The organism is Streptomyces sp. NPDC102278, from assembly GCF_044766345.1.
GTDB lineage: Bacteria > Actinomycetota > Actinomycetes > Streptomycetales > Streptomycetaceae > Streptomyces.
This window is the reverse complement of record NZ_JBIWLV010000020.1, coordinates 71,443-93,004: the sequence shown is the minus strand read 5'-3', so window position 1 is coordinate 93,004 and position 21,562 is coordinate 71,443. Positions and strand designations below refer to the sequence as shown.

General features: G+C 73.6%; 21 protein-coding genes. 7 read left to right on the top strand and 14 right to left on the bottom strand.

The window, feature by feature from the left end:
* Positions 1-43: 43 nt before the first annotated feature.
* On the top strand, positions 44-547 hold the full coding sequence (locus ACIRO3_RS32310; protein WP_404142758.1) for a MarR family winged helix-turn-helix transcriptional regulator: 504 nt from the start codon (positions 44-46) through the stop codon (positions 545-547).
* 9 nt (positions 548-556) lie between these two features.
* Here ACIRO3_RS32310 and ACIRO3_RS32305 read toward each other — a convergent pair whose 3' ends face one another.
* Both ACIRO3_RS32305 and ACIRO3_RS32300 read right to left on the bottom strand, forming a co-directional pair.
* Positions 557-1,222, bottom strand: coding sequence for a hypothetical protein (locus tag ACIRO3_RS32305; RefSeq protein ID WP_404142756.1), 666 nt, complete (start codon positions 1,220-1,222; stop codon positions 557-559).
* A gap of 131 nt (positions 1,223-1,353) precedes the next feature.
* Positions 1,354-1,797, bottom strand: a complete 444-nt coding sequence (locus tag ACIRO3_RS32300; RefSeq protein ID WP_404142753.1) for an SRPBCC family protein — start codon at positions 1,795-1,797, stop codon at positions 1,354-1,356.
* Positions 1,798-2,075: 278 nt separating this feature from the next.
* On the opposite strand from ACIRO3_RS32300, the gene ACIRO3_RS32295 reads away from it, so the two are divergent.
* The gene (locus tag ACIRO3_RS32295; RefSeq protein ID WP_404142750.1) at positions 2,076-2,684 is read left to right on the top strand and encodes a hypothetical protein; all 609 of its coding nucleotides are present in this window, start codon (positions 2,076-2,078) and stop codon (positions 2,682-2,684) included.
* Between the two features lie 30 nt (positions 2,685-2,714).
* Here ACIRO3_RS32295 and ACIRO3_RS32290 read toward each other — a convergent pair whose 3' ends face one another.
* The 3 genes from ACIRO3_RS32290 to ACIRO3_RS32280 are packed head-to-tail and all read right to left on the bottom strand — an operon-like array spanning position 2,715 to position 5,148.
* Positions 2,715-3,491, bottom strand: coding sequence for an enoyl-CoA hydratase/isomerase family protein (locus ACIRO3_RS32290; RefSeq protein ID WP_404142748.1), 777 nt, complete (start codon positions 3,489-3,491; stop codon positions 2,715-2,717).
* Positions 3,488-3,991 (bottom strand): Zn-ribbon domain-containing OB-fold protein, encoded by a 504-nt coding sequence (locus tag ACIRO3_RS32285; RefSeq protein ID WP_404142746.1) that lies wholly within the window; start codon positions 3,989-3,991, stop codon positions 3,488-3,490. The genes ACIRO3_RS32290 and ACIRO3_RS32285 overlap by 4 nt, the downstream gene beginning before the upstream one ends.
* 5 nt (positions 3,992-3,996) lie before the next feature.
* On the bottom strand, positions 3,997-5,148 hold the full coding sequence (locus ACIRO3_RS32280) for a lipid-transfer protein (RefSeq protein WP_404142743.1): 1,152 nt from the start codon (positions 5,146-5,148) through the stop codon (positions 3,997-3,999).
* Between the two features lie 92 nt (positions 5,149-5,240).
* On the opposite strand from ACIRO3_RS32280, the gene ACIRO3_RS32275 reads away from it, so the two are divergent.
* Entirely contained in the window at positions 5,241-6,986 is a 1,746-nt protein-coding gene (locus ACIRO3_RS32275) for a FadD3 family acyl-CoA ligase (RefSeq protein WP_404142740.1), read from the top strand.
* Positions 6,987-7,026: 40 nt separating this feature from the next.
* On the opposite strand, the gene ACIRO3_RS32270 is transcribed toward ACIRO3_RS32275, so the two are convergent.
* The 3 genes from ACIRO3_RS32270 to ACIRO3_RS32260 all read right to left on the bottom strand — a co-directional run bounded on the left by ACIRO3_RS32270 (position 7,027) and on the right by ACIRO3_RS32260 (position 11,441).
* Positions 7,027-7,773, bottom strand: coding sequence for a class I SAM-dependent methyltransferase (locus ACIRO3_RS32270; RefSeq protein ID WP_361777116.1), 747 nt, complete (start codon positions 7,771-7,773; stop codon positions 7,027-7,029).
* 180 nt (positions 7,774-7,953) lie between these two features.
* Entirely contained in the window at positions 7,954-8,145 is a 192-nt protein-coding gene (locus ACIRO3_RS32265; RefSeq protein ID WP_361777113.1) for a hypothetical protein, read from the bottom strand.
* A 173-nt stretch (positions 8,146-8,318) separates the two neighbouring features.
* Positions 8,319-11,441: a BTAD domain-containing putative transcriptional regulator gene (locus ACIRO3_RS32260; RefSeq protein WP_404142736.1), complete on the bottom strand. Its 3,123-nt coding sequence runs from the start codon at positions 11,439-11,441 to the stop codon at positions 8,319-8,321.
* A 143-nt stretch (positions 11,442-11,584) separates the two neighbouring features.
* Here ACIRO3_RS32260 and ACIRO3_RS32255 point away from each other — a divergent pair, with 143 nt between their 5' ends.
* Both ACIRO3_RS32255 and ACIRO3_RS32250 read left to right on the top strand, forming a co-directional pair.
* Positions 11,585-12,805 carry an amidohydrolase family protein gene (locus tag ACIRO3_RS32255; protein WP_366150325.1) on the top strand — a complete coding sequence of 407 codons (1,221 nt, stop codon included), beginning with the start codon at positions 11,585-11,587 and terminating at the stop codon, positions 12,803-12,805.
* 506 nt (positions 12,806-13,311) lie between these two features.
* A complete protein-coding gene (locus ACIRO3_RS32250) occupies positions 13,312-13,962 on the top strand; it encodes a trypsin-like serine peptidase (RefSeq protein ID WP_404142734.1) in 651 nt (216 codons plus the stop codon).
* A gap of 160 nt (positions 13,963-14,122) precedes the next feature.
* On the opposite strand, the gene ACIRO3_RS32245 is transcribed toward ACIRO3_RS32250, so the two are convergent.
* The 6 genes from ACIRO3_RS32245 to ACIRO3_RS32220 form a co-directional block, all read right to left on the bottom strand.
* A complete protein-coding gene (locus ACIRO3_RS32245) occupies positions 14,123-14,563 on the bottom strand; it encodes an NUDIX domain-containing protein (protein WP_361777100.1) in 441 nt (146 codons plus the stop codon).
* 210 nt (positions 14,564-14,773) lie between these two features.
* Entirely contained in the window at positions 14,774-15,385 is a 612-nt protein-coding gene (locus ACIRO3_RS32240; RefSeq protein ID WP_404142732.1) for an RBBP9/YdeN family alpha/beta hydrolase, read from the bottom strand.
* Between the two features lie 130 nt (positions 15,386-15,515).
* On the bottom strand, positions 15,516-16,631 hold the full coding sequence (locus ACIRO3_RS32235) for an ABC transporter permease (protein ID WP_404142730.1): 1,116 nt from the start codon (positions 16,629-16,631) through the stop codon (positions 15,516-15,518).
* Positions 16,632-16,780: 149 nt separating this feature from the next.
* Positions 16,781-17,530, bottom strand: coding sequence for an ABC transporter ATP-binding protein (locus ACIRO3_RS32230; RefSeq protein ID WP_404142727.1), 750 nt, complete (start codon positions 17,528-17,530; stop codon positions 16,781-16,783).
* Positions 17,527-18,627, bottom strand: a complete 1,101-nt coding sequence (locus ACIRO3_RS32225) for a peptidoglycan-binding protein (RefSeq protein WP_404142724.1) — start codon at positions 18,625-18,627, stop codon at positions 17,527-17,529. The genes ACIRO3_RS32230 and ACIRO3_RS32225 overlap by 4 nt, the downstream gene beginning before the upstream one ends.
* Entirely contained in the window at positions 18,624-19,184 is a 561-nt protein-coding gene (locus ACIRO3_RS32220; RefSeq protein ID WP_404142721.1) for a hypothetical protein, read from the bottom strand. Before ACIRO3_RS32220 ends, ACIRO3_RS32225 begins: the two co-directional genes overlap by 4 nt.
* A gap of 89 nt (positions 19,185-19,273) precedes the next feature.
* Between ACIRO3_RS32220 and ACIRO3_RS32215 the strand changes: the two genes are divergently transcribed.
* Both ACIRO3_RS32215 and ACIRO3_RS32210 read left to right on the top strand, forming a co-directional pair.
* Positions 19,274-19,939: a response regulator transcription factor gene (locus tag ACIRO3_RS32215; RefSeq protein ID WP_404142718.1), complete on the top strand. Its 666-nt coding sequence runs from the start codon at positions 19,274-19,276 to the stop codon at positions 19,937-19,939.
* 5 nt (positions 19,940-19,944) lie between these two features.
* Positions 19,945-21,537 (top strand): ATP-binding protein, encoded by a 1,593-nt coding sequence (locus ACIRO3_RS32210; protein WP_404142715.1) that lies wholly within the window; start codon positions 19,945-19,947, stop codon positions 21,535-21,537.
* The last annotated feature ends 25 nt before the right edge of the window (positions 21,538-21,562 follow it).

Below are 21,562 nucleotides of genomic sequence, written 5' to 3'. Positions count from 1 at the left end.
TCAACACATATATGGCCACCTTCATGAATGTACGATGCGACACATGACGACGAACGAGCCGAACGAGCCGAAGACAGCCGAAGAGCTGCTGGACGCCGTGGGCCCGGCCTTCTCCAAGCTGCGGCGCACCTCACTGCTGGAGGTCGAGAACCCCGTCTCCGCGAAGGACCTCAGCCGCACGCTGGTGCTCAACCACGTCATGGAGGCCACCCGGGACCCCGGGCAGGAGATCACCGTCGGAGGGGTCGCCGAACTCCTCGCGGTGGACCCCTCGGTCGCGAGTCGGATGGTCACCGACAACATCAAGGCGGGCTACCTGGTCCGCGGCGCCTCCCAGCAGGACGGCCGCCGCAGCGTGCTCCACCTCAGCCCGGCCGGGCGCGAACTCATGGAACGCTTCCGTCGCCATCAGCGCTCGGCCTTCGAGTACATCACCGCCGACTGGCCGGAGAACGAACGCCTGGACTTCGCCCGCCTCATGCTCAAGTACGTCGACTCCCTCGGCGACCTGCGCCGGCGCGGCCCGGCCGCCGACGCGCCGCGCTGAACCGACGGACTACGGCTGCTCCCGGTGCGGGGGCGGCCGGTGCCACGGCTCGGTCGCCGGGTCGGCCGGGCCCGAAGGCGGCGGGTACGGAGTGGTCGAGCCCGGGGGATACGACCCCTGCGGCCGGTCGGGTGCCGGCGGGTACGGGTCGCCCTGCGGGTACGGGTCGCCCTGCGGGTACGGGGTGTTCGGCGGGTACGGATCGCCCTGCGGGTACGGGGTGTCCGTCGGGGGGAGGTCCCGCGGCCGGCGGCGCGCGGGGCGTCCGCGCATCACGAACGCCGCGAGGATGAGCAGCGCGCCGCCCCCGAAGGCGTTGGCGACCCCGTCGCCGAGGCCCCCGCCGTCACCGCCGACCGAGAGGCTGCCCGCGGCCTGCCCCTGGCGGACCATCCACAGCACGGCGAAGCCGATGACGACCACCCCCGCGAGGGCCATCAGCAGCCGTGAGCGCAGCAGGACCGCCGTGAGGGTGAGCAGCGCGGCGAGGACGAAGGGCATCAGGAACGAGGCGAGCAGCGCGCCCCTGGCGTCGGTCACGCCGGCGGACGAGAAGAGGTCCGCGAGGCGGTAGTCGAGCCCGCGCCGGCCCTCGTACCAGACGCGGAAGGGGCTCCACACGGCCACGGCCGCCCCGATCAGACCGAGCAGGGAGCCGAGTACGTTGCGGATCAATGCCCGGCCCTCCGGGGTAGCGGTCCTGATCGAGCGGTCGTGATCCGACGCTACGCCCCCGCCCCCGGACCCCGCACGCCGGACGGGGCGGGCGGGGGGCCCGGCGAAGACGCCGCAGGGGCGGGGCCGACTCAGGGGGTGGTGTGCACGGCTTCGACGCGGGCGCGCAGGGCCTCGTTCATCGCCGCGAAGTCCCGGGCGTTCCTCGCCGCGAGCCTGCCGAGGAAGGGGGCGAGCAGCCCGCGGACGCGTTCGCCGTGCTCCAGCCGGGTGGTGCGGCCCGGCCCCTCGGCCAGGTGGAAGAAGTGCTCGGTGTCGAGGAGGCCGGGTACGAGCGTCCTGCGGACCCAGCGCAGTTCGACGGCGGGCCTGGCCGTCAGGACCCGCGGCCGCAGCGTGACCGGGTCACCGGCCTCCGGGTACGTCCGCAGGATCAGCCGCTCGCCCGGTACCGGTTCGCCGTACGCCTCGCGGATGTACGGGTTCCAGACGCAGTGGCGGGGCAGGTCGGACAGGGTCGCCCAGACCTCTTCGGGCGTCGCGCCGATGGTGATGGTGGTGGAGATGGTGCGCACTGGTGCCGTGCTCCTCGTGGTGGTCGGTGTGCACCGAAGGGACGCGGGGGTGTGCGGTTCCGCCACCGGGTTCGGTCGTCGGGATGGAACCACGGATTCCGTCCGATGTGGCCGGCGGTCCGCGGATCTTCGCCGGCGGCGAAGAGAGCGGAATGAATTGTTCCGGTCATGGGTGGACGAATGCCGATACGTCCGGCTGCCGCGTCGTCCGGCCCGGTCCACCGCCCCCGCACGGCTGGTAGCGTGACGCGCCGTTGTCCAGGGGGAGGGGTCAGGCCATGGTGGCTGGACGTCGTGTCAGGTTCATCGCCGTCCTCGTGGGGGTGGTGCTCGCGCTCACCGGCTTCTCCTCGCACGGCGGGTCGAGCGGCAAGAGCAAGAGCGGCGGGGGAGGCTGCTCCAGCTCCAAGAGCGGCTCCAAGAAGAAGTCCTACAGCGGCAGCAGCGGAAGCGGCGCCAGCGGGAGCAGCGGGACCGCGACGTCCTCGCCCACCCCGGCCCCCACCGCGGCCGGCGCCCGCGCCGAGGTCGTGACCTGCGCCGGTCCGGGCCGGCCCGAGGCCACGCTCAAGGTCACCTCCGAGTCGGGCGTCGAGCGCACCTTCTCGGTGTCCGTGGTCTTCGAGGGCGCGAACGGGCGGGTCGACTCCGGCTCCGCCGAGGTGCGGCTGAAGGCCGCCGAGAGCCGCGTCGTGGACGTGCCGATGACGTTCCCGGACCGAGCCGCCGACGTCCTGCGGTGCGTGGTCGGGCGCGTGGAGGCCGTCTCGTCCTCGACGGCCGGCCCGTCGTCGACCCCGACCGGCGGTTCCGGCGGCGTCTCCAGGCCCAAGTCCACGAGCAAGCCCAAGAGCACGACCAAACCGAAGTCGAGGTCCACCCGCTGAGCCCCGGGCGGACCGGTCGGCGCCGTACGGTCAGCGCACCCGCGGTCGTGGCGCCGATCGCCGGTCGGTGAACAGGGCCGCCTGTCGCTCCGGCGCCAGGTTGCCCAGGGTGATCAGCGCCGGCGCCTGGTCCAGGGCCTGGTGCAGGGCGGCCCGTTTCGCCGACCAGAGCGCGCGCACGGTGCCCTGTACGGCCTCCGTCGGGTAGCCGGCCAGGACGTGCGCCGACCGCAGCGCCGCCGGCAACAGTTCCTCGGGCGTGGTCAGTTCCGAGACCAGGCCGATCTCGTACGCCCGCCGCGCGGAGAGCCGTTCGGCCGTGCCCATCAGCGACATCCGGGCGACCTCGCCGAAGGGCATGCGCTGCGCCATGTACACGGCCTCGTAGGCGCTGACCATCCCGTAGGTCGTGTGCGGGTCGAAGTACGTCGCCGTCGAGGAGGAGACGATGAACTCCGACTCGCCCAGCAGGTAGAACGCCCCGCCGCACGCCATGCCGTTGACGGCGGCGACCACCGGTTTCCACAGGTCGGCCGCCTTCGGGCCGATCGCGATCAGCGGATCGTCCATCGCGTACGGGGACGCGGGTTGCGGCACCTGCACGGACCGGTCGATCCCGGTGCAGAAGGCCGCGTCGCCCGCGCCCGTGAGCACCACCGCCCGCACGTCCTCGTCGAAGCGGAACTCCCGCCACGTGGCGCTCAGTTCCGCGGCCGTGTCCAGGTCGACGGCGTTGTGCCGGTGTTCCCGGTCCAGGGTGACGACCGCGACCCCGGTCGTCTTGTCCCGCTCCACCCGCACCGTCACGACTTCTCCAGGATCCAGCGCGGCACGGCCATCCCGCCGGTCTCGGTGAACACGACCTGGACGCGCGCCCCGATGCGCAACCGGGCCGGGTCCACCGAGTCCAGCGGGGCGTCGGCCGCGGTCACGAGGTTGCCGACCAGCCGGATCCGCGGGGCGTCGGCGAGCTCGACGAGGATCACGTTGTACGGGGCCTGCGCGGCGTAGGCGGGCAGCAGGGGCGGGTGGGGTCGTACGTAGGACCAGATGCGGCCCCGCCCGTTCGTCAGCCGCCACGTGGAGGCGAAGGACTGGCAGTGCGGGCAGCACGGGCGCGGCGGGAAGCGGGGTTCACCGCAGTCGGAGCAGTCCTGGACGCGCAGTTCGCCCCGGGCGGCGTACTCCCAGAAGGGGGCGCCGTCCTCGTCCGGTACGGGGAGGAGGAGCGCGTCGGTACCGGCAACGGCCGCGTCCGCGGTCGTCGCGGAGGGGGGCGTCGCGGACGGGGTCACGGCGGCGGTCACGGGGATCAGCTCCTCAGCAGGATCGCGGACGTCGGGACACCCTCGCCCGCCGTCACCAGGCAGGTCGCGGCGTCCGGCACCTGGGCGGTGGAGACGCCGCGCAGTTGCTTGACGCCCTCGTTGATCAGGTTGAAACCGTGTACGTAGGCCTCGCTCAGGCCGCCGCCCCCGGTGTTGATCGGGAGCCGGCCGCCCATCTCCAGCGCCCCGCCCTCGGTGAACGCGGCGCCCTCGCCGCGCCCGCAGAAGCCGTAGCCCTCCAGGGAGAGCGGGATCAGCGGGGTGAAGGCGTCGTAGATCTGGGCGACGTGCACGTCCCGGGGCCCGAAGTCGGCCTGCTTCCACAGGTGTCGGGCGGCCGTCCAGGCGGGGCCGGAGAGCGGGTCGTCGTTCCAGTAGTTGACCATCCCGTGGTGCTGGGCGGGCAGGCCCTGGGCGACGGAGTGCACGTAGACGGGTCTCTGGCGGCAGTCGCGGGCCCGTTCGGCGGAGACGATCACGCAGGCGAGCGCCCCGTCCGTCTCCAGGCAGTTGTCGAAGAGGCAGAGCGGGTCGCTGATCATGCGGGAGGTCATGTACATCTCGCGGGTCAGCGGGCGCTCGTACATCATCGCGGCGGGGTTCTCGTTGGCCCGGTTGCGGCAGGCCATCGCGACGTTGAAGAGGTGATCGCGGGTGGCCCCATACTCGTGCATGTAGCGCCGGGCCAGCATGGCGATCTCGTCGGCCGGGCGCAGCAGTCCGAAGGGGCGGGTCCACTGGCCGGGCGTGGGCAGTTGCACGGCGGTGTTCTTCCACGGGCGCGGGCCGGAACCGCGTTTGCGCGAGCGCCAGGCGACGCCGACGGAGGCCTGGCCGGTGGCGACGGCGGCGGCGAGGTGGCCGACGGTCGCGCAGGAGCCGCCGCCGCCGTAGCCGACCTTCGAGAAGAAGGTGACGTCGCCGGCGCCGATGGCCTTGGCGACCTCCACCTCGTCGGTCTCCTCCATCGTGTAGGAGGCGAACGCGTCCACCTCGGCGGGTTCGATGCCCGCGTCCGCGAGCGCCGCCAGGACGGCCCGGCAGGCCAGTTCCTTCTCGGAGCCCGGCAGTCGTTTGGCAAAGGGGGTCTGGCCGATGCCGACTATTGCCGTAGCGTCCTTGAGCGTTGCCGCCATCGCCACCTCCGGGGCTGCACCAGTACTGACAGCCGCGAAGGCTACAGCTAATCTGACGGATAGTCAGCTACTGGGCTTCGGGGAGGCGCACGATGGGCGAGCACCGGCGCGACGACGGCACCACGCGAGGCGACGCGAACGATGGAGGTGTCACCGCCGCGGCCGGGCCCGGTGCCACCGCCGCGGCCGGGCCCGGTGCCACCGCCGCGGCCCGCTCCAGCGGGGACGCCGACCCCCGCGGCGATCTGCGCTGGCGCAGCATCCCCGGCCTGGTCCGCGCCGCCGCCGCCCGCCACGCCGACCACGAAGCCGTCGTCGACGGCCGCGTCCGCGTCAGCTACGCCCAGCTCGGAGAGCGGGTCGAACGCGCCGCGGCGGCCTGCATCGCCGCCGGTGTCGAACCGGGCGACCGGGTCGCCGTCTGGGCACCCAACACCCTCGACTGGATCGTCTCCGCGCTCGGAGCCGTCTCGGCCGGCGCCGTGCTCGTCCCCCTCAACACCCGCTTCAAGGGCGCCGAGGCCGCGTACGTCCTGCGACGCAGCCGCGCCCGACTCCTCTTCGTCACCGGCACCTTCCTCGGCACCTCCTACGTGGCCTCCCTGCGCCGCGCCACCGCCGAAGGCACCGGCACCGGCCCGCTGCCCGGGCTGCCGCACCTGGAACAGGTCGTCGTCCTCGCCGACGACGCCCCCGAGTCCTTCCGCACCTGGAAGGACTTCCTGGCGGGCGGCGACCGCGTGCCCGCCTCCGTCGTCCGCGAACGCGCCGACGCCATCGCACCCGACGCCCCCTCCGACATCATCTTCACCTCGGGCACCACCGGCAGCCCCAAGGGCGCCGTCATCACCCACGCCCAGACCCTGCGCTGCTACGAGGTGTGGAGCGAGCTCGCCGGGCTGCGCGAGGGCGACCGCTACCTGATCGTGAACCCCTTCTTCCACACCTTCGGCTACAAGGCCGGCATCATCGCCTGCCTGATGCGCGGGGCCACGATGGTGCCCCAGCCCGTCTTCAACGTCGACACCGTCCTGGCCAACGTCGCCGCCGAACGGATCTCCGTCCTCCCCGGGCCGCCCACCCTCCACCAGTCCCTCCTCGACCACCCCCAGCGCGACCACCACGACCTGTCCGCCCTGCGCCTGGTCGTCACCGGCGCCGCCGTGGTGCCCCTGCGGCTCGTCGAACGGCTGCGGGCAGAGCTGCGCATCGGGGTCGTCCTCACCGCGTACGGGCTCTCCGAGGCCGGCGGCATCGTCACCATGTGCCGGCGGGGCGACGAGGCCGAGGTCATCGCCGCCACCTCCGGCCGGGCCATCCCCGACACCGAGGTGCGGGTCGCCGGCCCCGACGGCCTGCCCCGACCGGTCGGGACCGCCGGCGAGGTGTGGGTCCGCGGCCACCACGTCATGCGGGAGTACTTCGAGGACCCGGTCGAGACGGGCCGCGCCATCACCCCCGAGGGCTGGCTGCGCACCGGCGACGTGGGGGTGCTCGACCGGGCCGGGAACCTGCGCATCACCGACCGGATCAAGGACATGTTCATCGTCGGCGGCTTCAACGCCTACCCGGCCGAGATCGAGCAACTCCTCGGCCTGCACCCGGACATCGCCGACGTCGCGGTGGTCGGCGTCCCGGACCCGCGCCTGGGCGAGGTGGGCAAGGCCTACGCGGTCCGCCGCCCGGGCTCCACCCTCACAGCCGACGACCTGATCGCCTGGTCCCGGCGGGAAATGGCCAACTACAAGGTGCCGAGGGCGGTGGAGTTCGTCACCGACCTGCCGCGCAACGCGAGCGGCAAGGTCCTCAAGACGAGACTCCGGGCGCGCCGGGCCTGAGACGAGCAGCGGCGCCGCGGCAGCCCCCCGCGCCGGGGGATCAGGCCGCGGGCACCGGGCGGGCGGCCGGGCGTCGGGCCAGTGCCAGGCGCCAGCGCGGGCTGCCGTCGGGGCGGCGACCGAAGTGTTCCAGCGGGGTCGTCTCCACGGTGAAGCCCGCCGCGCGCAGGTCCGCGCGGACCGGGCCCCAGGGGAAGGTGCGGTAGTACATGACGAACGGCGGCCGCCACACGGCGTTGCGCACCCGCATCGCCGCGTCGAAGCCGGCCGTCGCCCACCACAGCGGCGAACCCGGCGGCAGCGGCGCCCCGACGGGGAAGGCGAACACCCCGCCGGGGCGCAGCACGTCGTGCACCGCGCCGAAGAGGGCGGGCCGCTCGGCGGGGAGGAAGTGACCGAAGGCCCCGAAGCTGACCGCCAGGTCGTAGGTGTCGCGGAGCGTGTCGGGAAGCGCCCGAGCGTCCGCCCGTACGAGATCGGTCCCCTCGGGGAGGGTCAGGGCGGCCCGCGCGAGCATGCCCGCGCTGAGATCGACCCCCGTCACCCGGCCCCGGCACAGCCGGCGCAGCATCGCCAGCCCCGCACCGGTGCCGCAGCACACGTCCAGCCCGGCGTCGAAGGACCCCTCGCGCAGGGCCAGGGTCTCCTCGACGGAGTCGAGGATCCGGTCGGGGGTGCGGAAGGGCGTCTCGTCGAACGTCGGCGCGAGCAGGTCGTAACCGCGCTCGACGGACGAGAGGGCCTGTACGGCCAGCTCGCGCAGGCTTGGTCCCTGTGAGGTGAACACGCCCTCAGCCTAGTGCGGTGAACCTTTCCGGTCAGAGCACCAGTGACCGGTGGACGCGCACGTGCGGCGGCCGCGGTGGTCCCCCCGGGCCACCGCGGCCGCCGTCCCCCGTACGTTCCCCCGAGTCGTTCCCCGCGGGTCCCCCGTACGTTTCCCCCGTACGTGCCGTGCTCGCCTCCGCTACGGACGCGGACCGGACGCGTGGTTGTCCAGCGTCACGATCTCCTCGCCCGCGGCTTTGTCTTCCTGCCCGAGCAGCGGCGTACCGCCCGAGGCATGGTTGTCCAGCGGTTTGATCTCGATGCCCGACGCGTGGTTGTCGAGCGGCTTGATGTCGCCTTCCTTCGGAAGGGCGTTCTCGTTCGTCGTCATCGGATCTCCTGATGGATGAGTCGGGCCCGTTCGGCGATTCCCCCGTGGACCGCCGAACGGGTAGTCCTCCAGTCGACCCGCGAGTCCCCCCGACGCGTCGAGTCGATGTACCCATGATGACGTGCGGCGATAAACGAACGATGAACGTCCCGTTCATCCGGCGAAAGCGCTGGTCAGGCCGCTACCTGCGAGGCCAGCAGGGAGCGTACTTCGGCCAGTTCCGAGGAACCGAGCCGGTCGAAGACCGTCTCGGCGTCCCGCCAGCACACCCGCGCCCGGTCCGTCTGCCCCAACCGCACCAACGCCTTGCCCAGCACCGTCAGCACCGTGGCCCGTCGCCACTCGCCGCCGATCCCGCGCAGGGCGATGGCCTGCTCGGCGTGCGAGGCCGCCAACGTGGGCCGGCGGGCCGCCAGATGGGCCTCCGCGAGCCGGAAGTGCGTGACGCCCTCCCACAAGGGCTGCCGGTTGTCGTGGAAGAGCGTCAACGCCTCCGCGAGCTGCGCCAGGGCCTCGCCGAGCCGTCCCGCCTGGGTGAGGGCGATGCCCAGCGCGTACCGGCCGTTGGCCAGCCGCAGGGTCAGGCCCATCCGGTCGTAGATGTCGATGCCCTGCTGGGCGAGGTCTATGGCGCTGGTGAGCCGGCCCAGCATCACGTGGATCCGGGAGAGGTTGCACAGGGCGCTGGCCTCGCCGACGAAGTTCCCGTCGGCCCGGAAGTTCTCGATGGCCTCCAACAGGAACCGTTCGCCGTCCGCGTGCCGGCCCTCGTACAGGGCGATGATCCCGCGGTCGTTGGGCGCCCAGCAGTTCGGCAGCGGGTCCTCGGCCTCGCGGGCCAGCGCCATGGCCCGACTGGCCTCCCCGTCGGCCTCCGCGAACCGGCCCGCGACCAGGTGGACGATGGTGAGGGTGATCCGCGCCCGTCCCTCGGCGTGCGGATCCCCGGCGGCCCGCGCGGCCTCGCACAGGGCGACGGCGGCCGACTCGTACTGCTTGGAGTTCGCCCCCGACTCCGTCAGGTCCTTGGCCGCCCACAACAGGTCCACGGACCGGCGCAGCACGTCGACCAGGCCACCGCGCCCGGTGGTGCGCACGGAGGCCTGGCGGACGCACGCCAGCAGCGGGCCCGCCTCGGCGAACAGCCAGTCCAGCGCGGCGCGCGGCTCGGTGAACACGAGGCCGGCGTGGTGGGTGGCGGCCATGTGGGCGGGCAGCCGGTCGCCCGGCCGTTCCAGGGCGTACACGCCGGCGGCCGTGGCCAGGTAGAAGTCCAGGAGCCGGTCGAGGGCGGCGTCGCGGCCGCTCGGCGGGAGTTCGTCGCGCTCCGCGCAGGCCCGCGCGTAGAGACGTACGAGGTCGTGGAAGCGGTAGCGGCCCGGTGCGGCGGATTCGAGGAGGGAGCAGTCGACCAGAGCCTCCAGGAGGTCCTCGGTGTCGTGCTCGGGCCGGTCCAGGACGGCCGCCGCCGCGGCGAGCGAGATGTCGGGCCCGTCGGCGAGCCCGAGGAGCCGGAACGCCCGCTGCTGGGCGGGCTCCAACTGGCCGTACCCCAGCTCGAAGGTGGCCTTCACGGCGAGGTCCCCGGCCTGGAGTTCGTCGAGGCGGCGACGCTCGTCGGCGAGCTTGGCCGCGAGGACGGACACGGTCCAGGTGCGGCGGGCGGCGAGCCGGGACGCGGCGATGCGGATGGCCAGCGGCAGGAACCCGCAGGCGCCGACCACGTCGAGGGCGGCCTGCCGTTCCGCGCCGACCCGTTCGGCGCCGACGATCCGGGTGAAGAGCTGGAGCGCTTCCTCGGGGCTCATCACGTCGAGGTCGACGAGGTGGGCCCCGGCGAGACCCGACATCCGGACCCGGCTGGTGACGAGCGCGGCGCAGCCGGCCGTGCCCGGCAGCAGCGGGCGGACCTGGGCGGCGTCGCGGGCGTTGTCGAGCAGGACCAGGACGCGCCGGCCGTCGAGGATGGACCGGTACAGCGCGGCCCGTTCGGCGGGGGAGTCGGGGATGGCGGTGTCGGGGGTGCCGAGGGCCCGCAGGAAGGAGCCGAGGACGGCGACGGGCTCGGCCGGTCGCGGTTCGGTGCCCTGGAGGTCCACGTACAGCTGGCCGTCGGGGAAGTGCGGGCGGGCGGCGTGCGCGACGTGCACGGCCAGGGTGGTCTTGCCGACGCCGCCGATGCCGGCGAGCGCGGACACCGCCATGACCTGGCCCTCGGCGCCGGACAGGATCTCGCCGAGTTCGGTGACGAACGGGGCGCGGCCGGTGAAGTCGGGGACGGTCGCGGGCAATTGGGCCGGCCTCACGTGAACGGGCGCGGCGGCCGGCGCCGGGTCCTCCGCGAGGGCCAGTTCGGCGTCCGCGCACAGGATCCGGTTCTGGAGGGCGGAGAGTTCGGGCCGGGGGTCGACGCCGAGTTCGTCCGCCAGGAGCCGGCGGGTGTCGGCGTACACGGCGAGCGCCTCGGCCTGCCGGCCGCTGCGGTACAGGGCGAGCATCAGCAGCTCGCGCAGCCGCTCCCGCAGGGGGTGGGCGGCGGTGAGGGCGGTCAGCTCGGAGACGGCCTCGGCGTGGTGACCGACCTCCAGGTCGAGGTCCAGGCGGGTCTCCAGCATCTGGAGGCGCCATTCCGCGAGTCGGGTGCGCTCGGTGTCGGCGTGCGGGCCCGGTACCCCGGCGAGGGGTTCCCCGTCCCACAGGTCCAGGGCGCGGGCCAGGAGCGTACGGGCGAGGGCGCGGTCCCCGGCGGCGCGGGCCTTGTCGGCGTCGCCGGCCAGGGCGCGGGCGATGCCCAGGTCCAGGGCGCCGGCGGGGGTGCGGATGGCGTAGCCGCCGGCGTCGGTGACGAGCAGCCCGGGGTCGAGGACCTTGCGCAGGCGGGAGGCGTACGTGCGGATGGTGGCGAGGGCCTGCTGCGGCGGGTCCTCGCCCCAGATGGCGTCGATCAGCTCGGGCGCGGTGGCGGTGCGGCCGTCGCGGAGCAGGAGCGCGGCGAGCAGGGCCCGCTGTTGGGGGCTGCCGGAGGGCAGCAGCTCGGGTCCGCGCCAGGCGCGGATGGGGCCGAGGACGGCGAAGCGGTTCCCGCCGGGGGTGGGTCGGGGCCGGTCGGTGTCCTCGACGGCGGACCGCGGGGCGGCGGTGCTCCCGGTGGCGGAGGTGTTCTCGGAGACGGCCGCGGCGGTGCTCCCGGCGACGGTTCGGGAGGAGTTCTCGGGCGGGGCGTCGACCGCGTCCGTGGTGGTCCGGGCTGCCTCGGGGTGGTTCCGCTGGTGCGGGATGGCCGGTACGCCGTCCATCTGTCGTCCCCCCTGCCTTCCGTCGTTGTAAGGGTCAGTCTGCCCTGTCTCGCACGTACCCGTCAGCCCGCAGCGGACTGATCGCTTCCCCGGTGCCGTCCAAGTAGCTGACGGTTCGTCAGATGAGCGCTACCGTGGTGCACATGGAGACCTTCCCGAAGATCATCTCGGTGGACGACCACACGGTGGAGCCCCCTCATGTCTGGCGGGACCGGCTCCCGTCCAAGTACCACGACGTCGGCCCGCGCGTCGTCCGCGCCCCCCTGAAGGAAATGACCTTCCTCGGCGGCAAGTTCGCCCCCGTCATGGGGGCGAAGGGCGACGACGGCCCGATGGGCGACTGGTGGGTCTACGAGGACCTGCACCGCCCGCTCACCCGCCTCGACACCGCGGTCGGGTACGACCGCGACGAGATCAAACTGGAAGTCATCACCTACGAGCAGATGCGCCCGGGGTCCTTCTCGGTTCCCGACCGGCTCGCCGACATGGACGTCAACCACGTCCAGTCGGCGCTGTGCTTCCCCACTTTCCCGCGCTTTTGCGGGCAGACCTTCACCGAGGCCAAGGACCGGGAACTCGGACTGCTCGGCGTACGGGCCTACAACGACTGGATGGTGGAGGAGTGGTGCGGCCCCGAGGCGGCGGGCCGGCTCGTCCCGCTCACCCTCGTCCCCCTCTGGGACGCCCGCCTCGCCGCCGCCGAGGTCCGCCGCAACGCGGCCCGCGGCGTGCGCGCCGTCGCCTTCTCGGAGATCCCGCCCCACCTCGGGCTGCCGTCCATCCACACCGACGACTGGGACCCGTTCCTCCAGGCGTGCGACGAGACCGGCACGGTCATCGCCATGCACATCGGCTCCTCCTCGCGCATGCCCTCCACCTCCGCGGACGCCCCGCCGGCGGTCGGCTCGACCATCACCTTCGCCAACTGCTGCTTCTCGATGGTGGACTGGCTGATGAGCGGCAAGTTCGAACGCTTCCCCAACCTGAGGATCATGTACGCCGAGGGGCAGATCGGCTGGATCCCCTACATCCTGGAGCGCGCGAACGTGGTGTGGGAGGAGAACCGCGGCTGGGGCGGGGTGGCCGACAAGGTGCTTCGCCCGCCGTCGGAGCTCTTCGCCGAGCACGTCTTCGGATGCTTCTTCGACGACGCCTTCGGGCTGAGGAACCTGGACTCGATCGGCGTGGCCAACGTCCTCTACGAGACGGACTACCCGCACTCCGACTCCACCTGGCCCAAGTCCCGGGAGGTCGGCGAGGCCCAGATGGGGCACCTCGCCCCGGACGTGGTCGACCGCATCGTCCGCGGCAACGCCATCGACCTGCTGGGCCTCACCCCGGAGGGCCTCTGGCCGGGCGCGTAGCCCGCGTGGCCGGCGCCCCACCCGGCCCACCCCGACCACCGGTCCGCCCGTCCCACCCGGTCCCGCGCCACCACGATGGGCCCCGCGCCACCACGGTCGGCCCCGGACGGAGCGCGTCCGGGGCCGATCCCCGTCCTCGGGGCGGGCAAGGGGCGGGATCCGGCGCGAGCTTGGCGCACCCCGGCCTTGCGGCGGAAGTGACGTCAGGGCATGATTCGCCAGAGCAAACTGGGGGAGGAACAACTGTGGTGGACAAGCGGACCGTGGTGACCGTCGTGTTGTGTGCGGTGGCCGCACTGGGAGCGTCCGCAGCGATGACGAAGGTGGTGCCGGCCGCGGACCAGGCCGGGGCCGTGCAGGCGAAGGGGGCCCCGCCAGGATCGGCGTCACCCAGCCCGTCGTCGCGATCGCAATCGCCGAAGCAACCGCAACTGGCCACGACTCCGTCGTCCCGGCCGACCGCCGTGACTCCCGGGCCGGGCGGTCCCGTCAAGTTCGCGGGGGCGTTGTTCGAAGGCAATGCCGAAGGCCGGGTGGACGGTGATCACTTCTGCACCGCGACCGTCGTGCACAGTCCCGGACGGAACCTCATCGTCACCGCCGGGCACTGCCTGGCGCCCGGCAAACAGGGCGCGAACGGCCCGATCTTCGCACCCGCGTACGCCGGCACCACGGCTCCGTACGGCGCCTGGCGGCTCGACGAGGTCTACGAGGACGAGCGCTGGACGGACGACGCGAACGACGACTACGACCTCGCCTTCGCCCGACTCGCCCCCGACTCCTCCGGTCGCAACATCGAGGACGTCACCGGCGCGGCCGTCCTGGACACCACCGGCCGCACGGGCGAGGAGGTCACGGTGACGGGCTACCCGGCCGACCGGGGCGTACCGCGCACCTGCACGGCGGTGGCGGTGCGGGAGAAGGCGTCGGAACAGCGGTTCGACTGCGCCGACTTCCCCGGGGGCACCAGCGGCAGCGCGTGGATCGCCCGCGACGGGAAGATCGTCGGCGTGCTGACCGGCGGCGACACGGACGACGTCTCGACGAGCACCGTCCTGGGGGAGTACGCGGCCACCCTGTACCGCCGCGCGACCGGAACCGCGACCGGGTCCGCGGCCGGGGCCGGAACCACGACCGGGAGCCCCGCACCCCGCTGAGTCGTGCCGCGTCGGGTCGTGCCGCGTCGGGTCGTGCCGCGTCGGGTCGTACCGCCTCGGGTCGTACCGCCTCGGGTCGTGCCGCGTCGGGTCGGTACGTCGGCGCGGTCGTCCCCGACCGCGCCGCGTCCCGTCGGGCCGGACCCGGGCCGGCCCCGGCTCACACCATCAGCCCGAGGTGCACCGGCTCGGTGGACACGTCCGCGAGCAGGTCCGCCAACCGCGGCGGCCACAGCGGCTCCCCGAGCGCGGCCAGCGCGTCCCGCGAGAGCCAACTCCACTGGGCGTCGGGCGACTCCGGGACGGGATCGCGGCGCGGGCCCGTGGTGACGTAGATGTGCTCGTGCTGCCGGACGGGGATGCCCTGGTGGGTGAAGTCGTGCTCCCAGGTGCAGAGCAGTCGCTGCGGTTCGAGATCGGTCCACCCGGTCTCCTCGCGCAACTCGCGCCGCACACATTCCTCGGGGCTTTCCCCGGGGTCGATTCCCCCGCCGGGGGGAAGCCAGTGGATGCCCACTTCCACATTGTTCTCCCGAAAGAGAAATACGGATCCTGTGGGCGACAGGACCACAATGCGCGCTGCCTGACGTGGAGTTCTCATCAGATCAGGGTACGACCGGCACGGCCGGGCGGTACCCGTCGTGCAGCCGGACGCATTTGTCGAATTCCCCGGAACGCGGACGATTGAACAGGGCGCAAACGGGGGAGCCCGCTGCTTTCCCGGGTCGTTGGAGAAATCGGATCGGCGCCGGCGCGGTGCCCGCGCGGGTGCCCGTGCGGGTGCCCACGCCCCGAGGGGCGTGGGCCCTTCTCATTCCGCGCGGGACCGGATCGGGGCGTCGTCCACGCGCCCGACGCACCAGTCGAGGAGCGAGGTCCAGGAGCCGTAGCCCGCGTCCTCGCCCAGGTGGCCCTGGCCGGCCAGGACGTCCGCGGGGAGGCCGAGCGGCTCGGCGTAGACGGCGGCGGCGCCCCCCGGGCAGCAGGGATCGTTGTCGCTGCCGACCATCCGGACGTACCGCGCCGTGGCGGACAGTTGGGCGGCCGACACCCGCGGCGGCGCGAACGCGGCGACCTCCGGGTGCCGCCCGAGGAAGCCGGCGGACGGCGGGGCGACGAGGACCACCCGGTCGACCGGGACCGCCACGTCGCCCCGGGCCGCCGCGTGGAGCCACGCCACGCAGGCCAGACTGTGGCATACGACCGTGCGCCGCCGACCGCGCAGCGCGTCGACCCGCTCGCGCAGCGCGGCCAGCCACACCTCCAGGTCCGGATGGTCCGGGTCGGGCAGCGCGGGGTAGTCGACGGCGTGCCCCGAGGCCGTGAGCCGGTCGGCCAGCCAGTGTTCCCAGTGACCGGCGGGCCGGTGGTTCTGCCAACCGTGGAGTATCAGGAAGCCGTCCTCGACCAGGGCGTCGGTCATCGTTCTCGCAATCGTGGGAAGACACCGGGAAGTTCGAAGCGATCATGACCGCGCCCCGCCCCCGGGTCCAGTCCCGGCCGTCCGCCGCTGCCCGCCGTCCGCCCCGGTCGCCCCGTCCGCCCGGTCCCGCCTACCCCGCCTGCAACGCCAGCGTCGGGGAGAGGCGGGCCGCGCGGACGGCCGGGTAGAGGCCGGCGAACGTCCCGATGGCCAGGGTGGAGGCGAATCCGCCCGTGACGGCCCAGAGGGGGACGATCCAGGGCAGGTCTCCGGCTCGGGCGTAGACGGCCGTGGCCGCGCCACCGAGGACGATGCCCGCCACCCCGCCGAGTCCGGACAGCAGCAGGGACTCCGTGACGAACTGGATCCGGACCTGCCCCTTGGTCGCACCCAGCGACCTGCGCAGGCCGATCTCGTGCCGGCGCTCCAACACGGAGATGATCATCGTGTTGGCCACCCCGACCCCGCCCACGAGCAGGGCGATGCCACCCAGGCCGAGCAGCAGGGTGCTGAAGGCCCCTTCCGTGGCGGCCTTGGCCTGGAGCGCCGCCGAGGGATCGGTGACGGAAACCGTGCTCGGACTCGGCGGGTTGGCCGTCCGGGCGGCGAGGTCGCGGACGGCGGTGACCCGGTCGTCCGCCGAGCGTTCGTAGACGGCCGTCGGGTGGCCGTCGAAGCCGAGCAGCCGCTCCGCCGCCTCCCAGCCGACCAGGGCGGAGCGCTCGATCTCCGGGGCCAGCGGGATCGGTTCCAGGATGCCGATCACCGTGAAGTACCGCCCGCCGATGAAGACCTGTCGCCCCGGCTCCGTGATGCCGAGCCGGCGCGCCGAGACGTCGCCGAGCACGACGGAGGGATAGCGGCCGGTGGCCTCGTTGAGCCAGGTCCCCTTCGCCGTCCGGGCGCGCAGCGTCTCCAGAAGTCGATCGCGGGCCGCCTTCACGGCGATGGCTCCCGTCTCCTCCTTCGGGATGTTCTCCGACCGGCGGACGGACTCCTTCACGTCACCCGTCGTGCCGACCGACTCGACCCCCTCGATGCGGGCGATCATGCCCGGGGCCTCCTTCGGCAGTTTCGTGTCCTGCCCGCTGAACATGGACTGCCCCGGCGTCACGACCAGCATGTTCGTGCCCAGCTTGTCGAGTTCGCGCAGCAGCTTGGCCTGGCTGGACGAGGAGATCCCGACGACCGCGATCATCGTCGCGATGCCGATGGCGATCCCGAGCGCCGAGAGGAACACCCGCATGGGCCGCGACCGCAGACCCGCCGAACCGACGTGGAACACGTCCCGGGGCGTCAGCCGCGGCGGGACGAGCCGGCGCGCGCGGGTCCGCCCACCGGTCCTCGTACGTGCCCTCGTACGGCCCTTCGCGCGGGCCCTCGTGGGGGTGTCGCTCACATGACCGCCCCCGACCGGTTGCGGTCCGGGCCCTGCCCCGCGCCGGGGTGCCACACGTCCGCGACGATCTCGCCGTCGCGGATCCGCACCTGACGGGGCAGGCTCGTGGCGATCTCCTGATCGTGGGTGATCACGGCGATGGTGGCCCCGTCCCGGTTCAGTTCGCGCAGCAGCTCCATCACCGACTGCCCGGACGCCGTGTCCAGCGCCCCGGTCGGCTCGTCCGCCAGCAGCAGATCCGGTTCGCCCGCCACGGCCCGGGCGATCGCTACGCGTTGCTTCTGCCCCCCGGACAGTTCGTGGGGCCGGTGGTCCATCCGGTCCCCGAGACCGACCCGCTCCAGGGCCCGCGCCGCCCGGCGGGCGCGTTCGGCCCGCGAGAAGCCGCAGTAGAGCAGCCCCTCGGCGACGTTCGCCCGGGCACTGATGCCCGGTACCAGGTGGAAGGACTGGAAGACGAAGCCGACATGGCGTGAGCGCAGGGCGGACAGGGACCGGTCGGACAGGGCCGCGACGTCGTACCCGGCGATGGAGACCGAGCCGGCGGTCGGCCGGTCCAGGGTCCCGACGATGTGCAGCAGCGTGGACTTGCCGGAGCCCGACGGGCCGACGATGGCGAGGAGTTCGCCGCTCGCGACGGTCAGGTCGACCCCGCGCAGGGCCGCGACCCCGCCCGGGTACTCCTTCGTGACGCCGGTGAGCTCCACGACGGGCGTGGCGGGTGGCGTGGTGTCGGGTGCGGTCATGTCGCGGGGACCCCCACGTGCATGCCCGCCTTGAGGGAGTCGCCCTTGACCTCCACCCGGCCCTGCCCGAACATGCCCAGTTCGACCCGTACGTCGCGCACCGCGCCGCCCTCGACCACCTGCACGCCGAAGCCGCCGCCGGTCAGCGCCAGCAGCGAGGCGACCGGTACGGACAGCACGCCCGTCCGGGTCTCCCCGGTGAGCCGTACGGTCACCGGGGACCGGTCCGGGCCCTTGGCCTCGGCGGCGTCGTCCAGCGCCACGGCCACCTCCACCTTCGGCTTGTCGCCGCCGCCGGAACCGCCGCCCGCGCCGCCCGGGGGGTCGTCGGGATTGGCGGTGCTGCCCACCGACTCGATGGTCCCGCCGACCGTCCCGCCGCCCGGCAGCTCGACCGTCACCTCGTCCCCGGTCTTCGCCGACCCCGCCTTCGCCACGTCCAACGCGAAGCGGACCGAACGCCGCGTCCCGGTCAGCGTCAGCACCGGCTTGCCCGGGGCCGCCTCGTCGCCGACCGCCGCGTCGTTCTTCTGTACCCGCTGCGGCCCGGACGCGAAGGCGACGGCCTCCCTGGCCACCTCGCCCGTCTCCTTCACCTTGTGGGCCTTCTGCCACCGTTTGACCGCGGCCGTCGTGCCGGCTGTGAAGGTGCCGTCGGACGCGTCCAGGCCCGTCCCGTACCCGAGGGCCATCAGGTTCAGCTTGAGCTGCTTGACGTCCTCGCCCTTGTCCCCGGCCTTCAGCGGGCGGTACATCGGCGTGGACCCGTACATGAGGCGCACCGCCCGGCCGGCCACCTCGTACAGCCTGCCGTCCCGCTCGACCACGGAGCCCTCCTGCGCCGTCCAGGTCAGCACCCCGGGTCCGGCGGCGTTCAGCTTGCGCTCCTTCGCGTACCCGAGGGTGCCCTCGACCTGGAGGCCGGAGCTGAGGTCGCCGCGCTCGACGGGTGCGGTGGCCGGCGGGAGGCCGTCGGCGCGCCCGTCACCGGGCCGGCCGGAGTCCCCGTGCGGTCCGGCCATCACCACGTAGCCGCCGCCGGACGCCGCGAGCAGCACGGCCAGGGAAGCGAGCAGCCACCCGCGCCGCTTCCTCACGCCGCCTCGCACTTCTTCTGGGCCTCCTCGAAGGCCTTCTCCTGCCCCTTGGGGATCTCCGTCGCGCTCTTCATGCCGCCCGTGTACTCGGGGTCCTTGAGGTTCACGCCGTGCTCGCGCATGCACCGGACCCACTTGAGTTCCTTGTCCTTCTCCTCCTGCGTGGGACCGGCGCCGGAGCCGGGGCCCTTCAGCCCGCACGCCTCCATCGCCTTCTGCATCTTCTCCGGATCGGCGCCGCCGCCCAGCGTCATGCCGCGCGGGTCCTGGCCGGGTTCCGGGTCGGGCGCGTCGATGCCGTGTCGGCGCAGGCACGTGCGCATCTTGAGCGCGTCGTCGGCGATCTTCCCGCTGTCGCCGCCGCCCGCGCCGCCGTTCGACGCGTTGCCGCCGGCCGCGCCGTCCTTCTTCCCGTCCGAACCGTCCGAACCGTCCGAGCCGTCAAAGGCGCCTGTTCCGCCCGTGCACGCGGTCACGAAGAGGGTCAGACCGGTGAGCACCGCGGCCGTGCCCAGGGTCATCGATCGCTGCGAGGGTCGCCGTATGAGTCGCTTCATGGGCCCGACCCTGGGGCAAGGCGGGGTTTCGCTTCCCTCTCCCACCGGCCTTACGACGAGGAAATGTCCTTCTCGGGTAAAGAGGACGGATGCGAGTTCTGGTGGTGGAGGACGAGGAGTTCCTCCGGGAGATGATCGCCGAGGGGCTGCGCGGTGACGCGCTCGCCGTCGACGAGGCGGGCGACGGCCTGGAGGCCTTGAACCGGCTGCGCCTCGGGGAGTACGACGTCCTCGTGCTCGACCGTGATCTGCCCGGTCTGCACGGCGACGAGGTCTGCCGCCAGGTGGTGCGCGAGCGGCTGCTGACCCGGGTGCTGATGCTGACCGCGTCCGGGAGCGTCCGGGACCGGGTGGAGGGGCTCGGCCTCGGCGCGGACGACTACCTCACCAAGCCGTTCGCCTACGACGAGCTGCTCGCCCGGGTCCTGGCGCTGGGCCGGCGCGCCCATCCGGCGCTGCCCCCCGTGCTGGAACGCTCGGGCATCGCCGTGGACACCGCCCGGCGGTCCGCCACCCGTGACGGCCACCGGCTGGCGCTGTCCCGCAAGGAGTTCGCGGTGCTGGAGGCGCTGCTGCGGGCCGAGGGAGCCGTCCTCGGCAGTGACGACCTGATCGAGCGGGTGTGGGAGGAGGACACCTCCTACCGCACCAACGCCGTACGGGTGACCGTGAGCAAGCTGCGCGCGAAGCTGGGCGAGCCGCCGCTGATCGAGACGGTGCCGGGCGTCGGCTACCGGATCGGTGGTCCACGATGAGAGCGGTGCTCCGCTCCGAGCGCGCCCGGCTCACCACCCTCTACGGCGCGCTGCTCCTGCTCGCCGGCGGCGGCCTGGTCGCCCTGGTGAACGTCCTGCTCCGCACGGGCCTCCCCTCCCGCATCAACGGGGCCGTGACCACCACCATCCCCGCCTACCGGGAGGGCCTGGGCCCGGTACCCGGCGAGAAGGTCTGGGTACCCGCCGAGCGACTCCCGGCCGAGGCCGTGCCGACCGCCGGGCAACTGGAGTCGTACCGGGTCACCCGCAACGTCTCCGCCGCCGTCGAACAGGCCACCCTCCACGAGCTCCTCGTCGTGTCCCTCGTCGCCCTCGCCGTCTTCGCCGCCGTGTCCATCTGGTTGGCCTGGTGGATGGCCGGCCGCGTACTGCGCCCCGTCGGGGTGATCACGGAGACCGCCCGCCGGCTCTCCGGCGCCAACCTGCATGAACGGATCGACCTCCAGGCGCCGCCCGGGGAGCTGAAGCGGCTCGCCGACACCTTCGACGGGATGCTGGACCGGATGGAGGGCCTGGTCGGGGCGCAGTGCCGGTTCGCCGCGAACGCCGCCCACGAGCTGCGGACCCCGCTGGCCGTGCAGCGGGCCGCCGCCGAGATCGGGCTGGCGGGGGAGCCGACCCCGCAGAAGGTGGCCCGGATCCGCCGCAAGCTGATCGGGGTCGCGGAGTCGAGCGAGCACCTCATCGAGTCGCTGCTGCTCCTCGCGGTCTCCGAGGAGGGGCTGGAGGCGACGACACCGGTGGACCTGGCGGCCCTCACGGCGACGGAGACGGACGCGGCGTCGGACGCGGCGTGGGGTGCCGGGGCGGGCGGGGTCGAGGCGTCTGCGACCGGGGCCGGGGTCGGCGCCGCGGGATCGGTGACCGGGGCCGGGGCCGGAATGCCCGCCGCGGCGACCGGGGCCGGGGTCGGCGCCGCGGGGTCGGCGACCGGGGCGGGCGGGGCCGGGGCGCCCGCCGCGGCGAACGCGGCCGGGACCGGGGCGTCGGTGGCGCCGCCCGGTCCGAGCATCGTGCGCGACCTCGCGCCGTTGACCGTCGCCGGCGACGGGGCACTGCTCGGTCACCTGGTGCGGAACCTGCTGGCCAACGCGGTCCGGCACAACCGGGCGGGCGGCCGGGTGAGCGTCACGACCTCCGCCGACGGCTCGTTGACGGTGTCGAACACGGGGCCGGTGATCGAGCCGACCGATGTGCCGCGCCTGCTGGAGCCGTTCCGGCGTCGCGCCGAACGGCTGCACACGGCCGGCGAGGGCGCCGGGCTGGGGTTGTCGATCGTGGCCTCGATCGCACGGGCGCACGGGGCGGAGCTGAGGGCCCGGGCCAACCCGGCGCCGGAGGGCGGCCTCACCGTCCGTGTCGAGTTCCCGACCCCCGGCCCGACCCCCGACCGGGCCGACCGGGCCCCCACCCCGGCCCCCGCGCCACCCGCGCCACCCGCCCCCGCCCGCGACCCGGACCGTACGACCCACCCCGCTCCCCGCCCCGACCCCGCCCCCAGCCCCGAACCCCGTCCCCGCCCCGCCGACGGCCCACCCGGTGGTCCTGCCGCGCCGAAGAGGTCCCCCCTTCGGTGAATTCGAAGATCGGCTGTGTACGGTC